This window comes from Kitasatospora sp. NPDC002965 (assembly GCF_040611255.1).
In the GTDB taxonomy this organism is placed as follows: domain Bacteria; phylum Actinomycetota; class Actinomycetes; order Streptomycetales; family Streptomycetaceae; genus Kitasatospora.
Genome location: NZ_JBEXNT010000038.1, coordinates 58,315 through 64,621, shown reverse-complemented (window position 1 = coordinate 64,621; position 6,307 = coordinate 58,315). Strand labels below are relative to the sequence as shown.

The window sequence follows — 6,307 nt, the reverse complement described above, 5'->3', positions numbered from 1 at the left end:
GTCTCCCGGCGGGGGCGCGCGGTCCTGGGGGGTGGCGCGCGGGGGGGCCCCCCGGCCCCACGCCCGGGGGGGGGGGCGCCCCCCCCGCGGGGGGCCCCCCCCCACCGGCATACGTGTTCCCGGGCCCGACCGGGGCCCGGGCCCTCACCGGGCCACCGCGGGCCCCGGCCGGCCCCACCGGGCCCCCGGTGGGCCCCAGTAAGGCCCCACAGGCCCCGGCAGGCCCTCGGTGAGCCCCGGGGACACGACGGAGCCCCCGGACGGCCTCGGGCCGGTCCAGGGGCTCTCGGTGCCCGCTCCGGGCCGCTCCCGCCCGCTCAGGGGCAGCGGACCACCTGGCCCGCGTACGCGAGGCCGCCGCCGAAGCCGAACAGCAGCACCGGGTCGCCCGGCGCCAGCTCGCCGCGCTCGACCAGCTTGGAGAAGGCCAGCGGGATGGACGCGGCCGAGGTGTTGCCCGAGTCCACCACGTCCCGGGCGACCACCGCGTCGGTGATGCCCAGCCGGGACGCGATCGCGTCGATGATCCTCAGGTTGGCCTGGTGCGGCACGAAGCCCTTCAGCTCGGACGGGTCGACCCCGGCCTTCGCGCAGGCCTCCCGGGCCAGCGGGGCGATCTGGGTGGTGGCCCAGCGGAACACCGACTGGCCCTGCTGGCTGATCACCGGATCCCAGCCGGTGATCACCACGGCGTCGCCCCGCTCAGGCTCCGAGCCCCAGACCACCGGGCCGATGCCCGGCTCGGCACCCTCCTCCTGGGCCTCGACCAGCGCCGCGCCGGCGCCGTCGCCGAAGATCACGCAGGTGGACCGGTCGGTCCAGTCGATGGTGTCCGACATCCGCTCCGCGCCGATCACCAGCGCCAGCCGCGCCGCGCCGGCCCGGATCGCGTGGTCGGCGGTGGCCAGCGCGTACGAGAAGCCCGAGCAGACCGTGTTGATGTCGTAGGCGGCGGGCGCGCGCACGCCGAGGCGGGCGGCGACGGCGGCGGCCGTGTTGGGACTGCGCTCCACCGCGGTGCAGGTGGCGACCACGACCAGGTCGACGTCGGCCGCCGACCGCCCGCTGTTGGCCAGCGCCTTCTGCGCCGCCTCGGTGGCCAGGTCGACCACGGTCTCGCCCTCGGCGATGTGGCGCGTCCGGATGCCCACCCGACTGCGGATCCACTCGTCGTCGGTGGCGACCAGCTTCGCCAGGTCGTCGTTGGTGAGGACCTTGGGGGGCTGGTAGTGGCCGAGTGCCACGATGCGCGAACCGGTCATACTGCCCACTCAACCCGGTTACCCGCTGGTCAGTCGGGCGTGACCGGCTACAGGATCCGTGCCGGGATGCTGTAGGAGACCGACAAGGACCGTTGCGGCGACTGGGGCGTGCCCGGGCCGCCGCGGGACACCGGCGGGGCCGGCCGGGCCCCGGACGGCGTGCTCAGACGGCCAGCGAGGCGGCGTCACCCATCACGATCACCGGGCGGGCGGCCGGGTCCAGGGTCCGGATCAGCTGCGCCATCTTCTCCTCCGGGACGGAGATGCAGCCGTGCGTCGGGCCCCCGTGGTCGACGTGGATCCAGATGCCGCCGCCCTTGGTCGAGCCGTTGGGGCGGCGCGGGTCGAGCGGGGAGTTGCCGGGCACCCGGTTGTAGTCGATCGCGACCACGTAGTCGAAGGAACCGGCGAGCTGCTCGCCGGCGAAGCCCCGGCCGGAGACCACGAAGTTGGCGTCCTTGTCGTACGGGAGCTTGCTGCCCGGGTCGGCCTTGCGGCCGCCGGCGTCGGTGAGCGAGAAGACGCCGATGGGGCTGCGCAGGTCGCCCTCGTTGTGATCGGTGGTCCAGCCCTTGAACGCGTTGTGGCCCTGCCAGGTCTCGCCGGCCAGCCAGCGGCCCTCGGCGGTGCGGGTCCAGAGCGTGACCACGGCCTTGTTGGTGTCCTTGCCCTCGCCGGAGGCGAAGACGACCTGGGTGGTCTCGACGGGTATCCGGGCGGCGAAGCCGGGGCCGAGGCCGGGTATGGCGGCCACCGAGCCGTCCGGGCGGGCCTCGCTGCGGTCGGCGGCGGGCTCCTCGGTGTGCCGTGCGTCGGCGGCCGGGGCGGCGGGGGCGGCGGTCGGGGAGGCCTGGTCGGTCACCGCCTGGGCGGTGGAGCGGTCCGGGGCGGCGACGGCGTCCGGGGCGGGGCCGTCGGCGCTGGTCACGCCCGTCCTCGCGGCGTCCTGGCCGACCGTGTACCAGCCCGCGGCGGCGGCGAGCAGCAGGGCGGTGCCGGCGGTGACGGCCCGGCCGGTGCGCTTCTTCTTGGGCTTGCGGCGGTGACCCCGGGCGGCCGCCCGGGACCCGGCGGGGGCCGCGGCGGGAGCGGGCGCCGACCGGGGCCGGGCCGACGGCTCCGGTCCGGCCGCCAGGTCCTCCGGCTCCGCCGGAGACGCCTGGAACGGCTGGTCGTAGACGTCGTGCTCGGCGAGGCTGCGGTACCCGGACGGCACGCCGCCCGGAACGTCCTGGTCCCCGTACGGGCCCGCGTGCGGTGCCTCGTACTGCTGCGGGAACGGCTGCTGGTGACCGCCGTACGGCTGCTGCGGCACCTCGTACACCGGCTCGTACGACGGGTACGCGGTGGAGCGATGGGAACCGGACATGCGGCCGATCCTGCCAAACCGAGGCCCCGTTGGGAAACCCGGGGTCTGTGTCGAGCCCGTGAAGAAGCCGTCGCCCGGGCCGGCGGGCGGCCCGGGCGACGGGATCGCGACGGGGTGGCGACGGCGGGAACCGCCGGTCGCGGAGGCCCCCTGCGGGGCCGCGGGGTCAGAGGCGCATCGCCTGCGGGGTCTCGCGACGACCGAGGTCGGGACCGTCGTACTCGCGGATGACCTCGTAGCGGGTGTTGCGCTCCACCGGCCGGAAACCGGCGTCGCGGATCAGGCCCAGCAGGTCGTCCCGGCCGAGCTTGTTCGGGGTGCCGAAGTTGTCCGCGTCGTGGGTGATCTTGTACTCGACCACCGAGCCGTCCATGTCGTCCGCACCGTGGCTGAGCGCCAGCTGGGCGGTGGTGACGCCGTGCATCACCCAGAAGACCTTGACGTGCGGGACGTTGTCGAAGAGCAGCCGGGAGACCGCGAAGGTCTTCAGCGCCTCGGCGCCGGTGGCCATCTCGGTACGGGCCATCAGCTTGTTGCGCACGACGCCGTCCTTGGAGTCGTGGAAGTCGTGCTGGTAGCGCAGCGGGATGAAGACCTGGAAGCCGCCGGTCTCGTCCTGCAGCTCGCGCAGCCGCAGCACGTGGTCGACCCGGTGGCGGGGCTCCTCGATGTGGCCGTACAGCATGGTGGCCGGCGTCTTGAGGCCCTTGCTGTGGGCGAGGCGGTGGATCCGCGACCAGTCCTCCCAGTGGGTGTCGTGGTCGACGATGTGCTGGCGGACCTCCCAGTCGAAGATCTCCGCGCCGCCGCCGGTGAGCGACTCCAGGCCGGCGTCGATCAGCTCGTCCAGGATCTCGTCGGCGGGCAGGCCGCTGATCCGCTCGAACCAGTGGATCTCGGTGGCGGTGAAGGCCTTCAGCGAGACGTTCGGCAGCGCCGCCTTCAGCTCCCGCAGCGAACGCGGGTAGTAGCGCCACGGGAGGGTCGGGTGGAGACCGTTGACGATGTGCAGCTCGGTGAGGGAGTCCACCTCCATCGCCTTGGCGAGGCGGACGGCCTCCTCGATGCGCATCGTGTACGCGTCCTTCTCGCCCGGCTTGCGCTGGAACGAGCAGTAGGCGCAGGACGCGCTGCACACGTTGGTCATGTTGAGGTGGCGGTTGACGTTGAAGTGGACGACGTCGCCGTTCTTCCGCGTCCGCACGTGGTGGGCCAGGCCGCCCAGCCAGGCCAGGTCGTCGCTCTCGTAGAGCGCGATCCCGTCCTCGCGGGTCAGCCGCTCACCCGCGTAGACCTTCGCCTCCAGCTCGCGCTTGAGCCCTGCGTCCATGCGGTGCCCCGCCTCCTCCGACTTCGATTCCTTGCCGGAACGAGCGTACGCCCCTGTGGCGCTCAGTCCGCGAGCAGCTCCGCGAGCAACGCCGGTTCGATGTTCCCGCCGCTCACCACGGCGGCCGTGTGCCGTCCGCCGGTCTCGGCCGCCCGGTGGAAGTACGCCGCCGGGGCGACCGCGCCGGACGGCTCGGCGACCAGCCGGCCGCGCCGGGCCAGCAGCGCCACCGTCGCGCGGATCTCGTCCTCGGTGACGGTGACGATGTCGTCCACGTAGGCGGTGAGGTGCTGGAAGGGCAGCTCGCCCACCGAGGGGGTGCGCAGCCCGTCGGCGATGGTCCGGTAGGTGTCGGCGACCGGCCAGGCCACCCGCTCGCCGGTCCGCAGGCTCTCCCGGGCGTCGGCGGCCAGCTCGGGCTCGACACCGATCACCCGCACGCCCGGACGGGTCAGCTTGAGCGCGGCCGCCGTGCCGGAGATCAGCCCGCCGCCGCTGACGGGGACGAGGACGGTGTCCAGCTCCGCCGGGGCGTCCTCGGCGATCTCCAGGCCCACGGTGCCCTGGCCCGCGATGATGAACGGGTCGTCGTACGGCGGCACCCAGACGTAGCCGTGCCGCTCGGCCAGCTCGCCGGGCACCGTGTCCCGCTCCTCCGGCGACACCAGCAGCACCTCGGCGCCGAACGACCTGGTGCCCTCGACCTTGACCGCCGGCGAGGTGTCCGGCATCACGATCACGGCCTTGATGCCGAGCAGCTCCGCCGCGTACGCCACCGCCTGCGCGTGGTTGCCGCTGGACTGGGCGACCACCCCGCGGGCGCGCTCGGCCCCGCTCAGCGCGGCGAGCCGGTTGTACGCGCCGCGGGTCTTGAAGGCCCCGGTCGGCTGGAGGTTCTCCGGCTTGAGCCAGAGCCGCCGCTCGCCGTCGTTCGCCCAGGGGGCGGGGACCAGCGGGGTGCGCACCGCGACCCCCGCGATCCGCTCCCGGGCCGCGTGCAGCTCCTCCAGACCGACCAGTGCCATCGCCGTCACTCCCCTTCGGCGAGCGGCAGCTCGCTCACCCGGCTCTCCCATTTGGTGGAGAGTACGACGGTCGTACGGGTACGGGCCACACCCTTCGTCCCGGAGATCCGCTTCACCGCCGACTCCAGGCCCTCGACGTCCGGCACCCGGACCTTGAGCATGTACGAGTCGTCACCGGCGATGAACCAGCAGTCCTCGACCTCGCCGAGGTCCTTCAGCCGGAACGCGACGTCCTCGTGGTCGGCCGCGTCGGTGAGTTGGAGTCCGATCAGGGCCGTGACACCGAAACCGAGCGAGGCCGGGTTGACCGTCGCGCGGTAGCCGGTGATCACGCCGGCCTGTTCCAGCCGGTTGATGCGGTCCGTGACGCTCGGGCCGGAGAGGCCGACCAGTCGGCCCAGCTCGGCGTAGGACGCACGGCCGTTCTCCCGGAGCGCCTGGATGAGCTGTCTGTCCACCGTGTCCATATACCGTCCGCGTCCTTCCGAACCTCACCAGACCCACAGATCATTATCCGGATTCAAAGGTGCCATGCTCGGACCAACCCGGATATCGCAGAGAACATACTCTCCCGACTGCCGGCTCCCCACTCCCCCTCGGGCCGACGGACCCATGTCGTCAGGCCGGCCGGTCGCCCTCCCGGGCGGCCGCGCCCAACTCGCCCTCCCAGCGCCGGTACAGCGCGTGCGGCACGCCGACGGCGTCCAGCACCCGCCCGGCCACGAAGTCGACCAGCTCACGGACGGTGGAGCCGCCGGCGTAGAAGCCGGGCGAGGCGGGGAGCACGACGGCGCCCTGCGCGTCCAGCTCCACCAGGTGCTTCAGCGTCACCCCGTTGAGTGGTGCCTCGCGGACGCAGACCACCAGGGGGCGGCGCTCCTTGAGGGTGACGCTGGCGACCCGCTGGAGCAGGTCCTTGCTCAGGCCGAGCGCGATGCCGGCCACCGCACCGGTGGTCGCGGGGACGACCAGCATGCCCTTGGCCGGGTACGAGCCGCTGGACGGGCCGGCCGCGAAGTCCCCGGCGGGCCAGTACCGGACGTCGTCCAGGCCGTCCTCCGGGAGGGCCAGCCAGGCGGCGAGGTCGGTGCGCCAGTGCGCGTCGCGGAAGGAGATGCCGGTCTCGTCGAGGATGGTGAGCCGCGCGGCGCGGCTCACCACGAGGTCCACGGCCTCGCCGGCGGCGAGCAGCGCGCGGATCACGGAAGCGGCGTAGGGCGTGCCGGACGCGCCGGACACTCCCACGACCCAGGGCTGACGGACTGGCTGGTTCGGCTTTTCCATAGTGCTTACTTTCTATCCTCACGCGGCCCACCCGGCC

At 73.6% G+C, this 6,307-nt stretch carries 6 protein-coding genes; all 6 read right to left on the bottom strand.

From position 1 onward, the window contains the following. Nucleotides 1-317: 317 nt before the first annotated feature. Entirely contained in the window at nt 318-1,262 is a 945-nt protein-coding gene (locus ABZY91_RS17585; protein ID WP_329885474.1) for a beta-ketoacyl-ACP synthase III, read from the bottom strand. Nucleotides 1,263-1,425: 163 nt separating this feature from the next. Beyond that, nucleotides 1,426-2,631, bottom strand: a complete 1,206-nt coding sequence (locus tag ABZY91_RS17580) for a L,D-transpeptidase family protein (RefSeq protein ID WP_355403298.1) — start codon at nt 2,629-2,631, stop codon at nt 1,426-1,428. A 166-nt stretch (nt 2,632-2,797) separates the two neighbouring features. Beyond that, complete coding sequence (mqnE, locus tag ABZY91_RS17575; RefSeq protein WP_329885475.1) at nt 2,798-3,961, bottom strand: aminofutalosine synthase MqnE; 1,164 nt, start codon at nt 3,959-3,961, stop codon at nt 2,798-2,800. A gap of 62 nt (nt 3,962-4,023) precedes the next feature. After that, nucleotides 4,024-4,986 (bottom strand): threonine/serine dehydratase, encoded by a 963-nt coding sequence (locus ABZY91_RS17570; protein ID WP_355403296.1) that lies wholly within the window; start codon nt 4,984-4,986, stop codon nt 4,024-4,026. A 5-nt stretch (nt 4,987-4,991) separates the two neighbouring features. Next, nucleotides 4,992-5,453, bottom strand: a complete 462-nt coding sequence (locus tag ABZY91_RS17565; protein WP_327678059.1) for an Lrp/AsnC family transcriptional regulator — start codon at nt 5,451-5,453, stop codon at nt 4,992-4,994. Nucleotides 5,454-5,604: 151 nt separating this feature from the next. Further along, the gene (locus ABZY91_RS17560; RefSeq protein ID WP_329950322.1) at nt 5,605-6,270 is read right to left on the bottom strand and encodes a UbiX family flavin prenyltransferase; all 666 of its coding nucleotides are present in this window, start codon (nt 6,268-6,270) and stop codon (nt 5,605-5,607) included. Nucleotides 6,271-6,307: the final 37 nt, after the last annotated feature.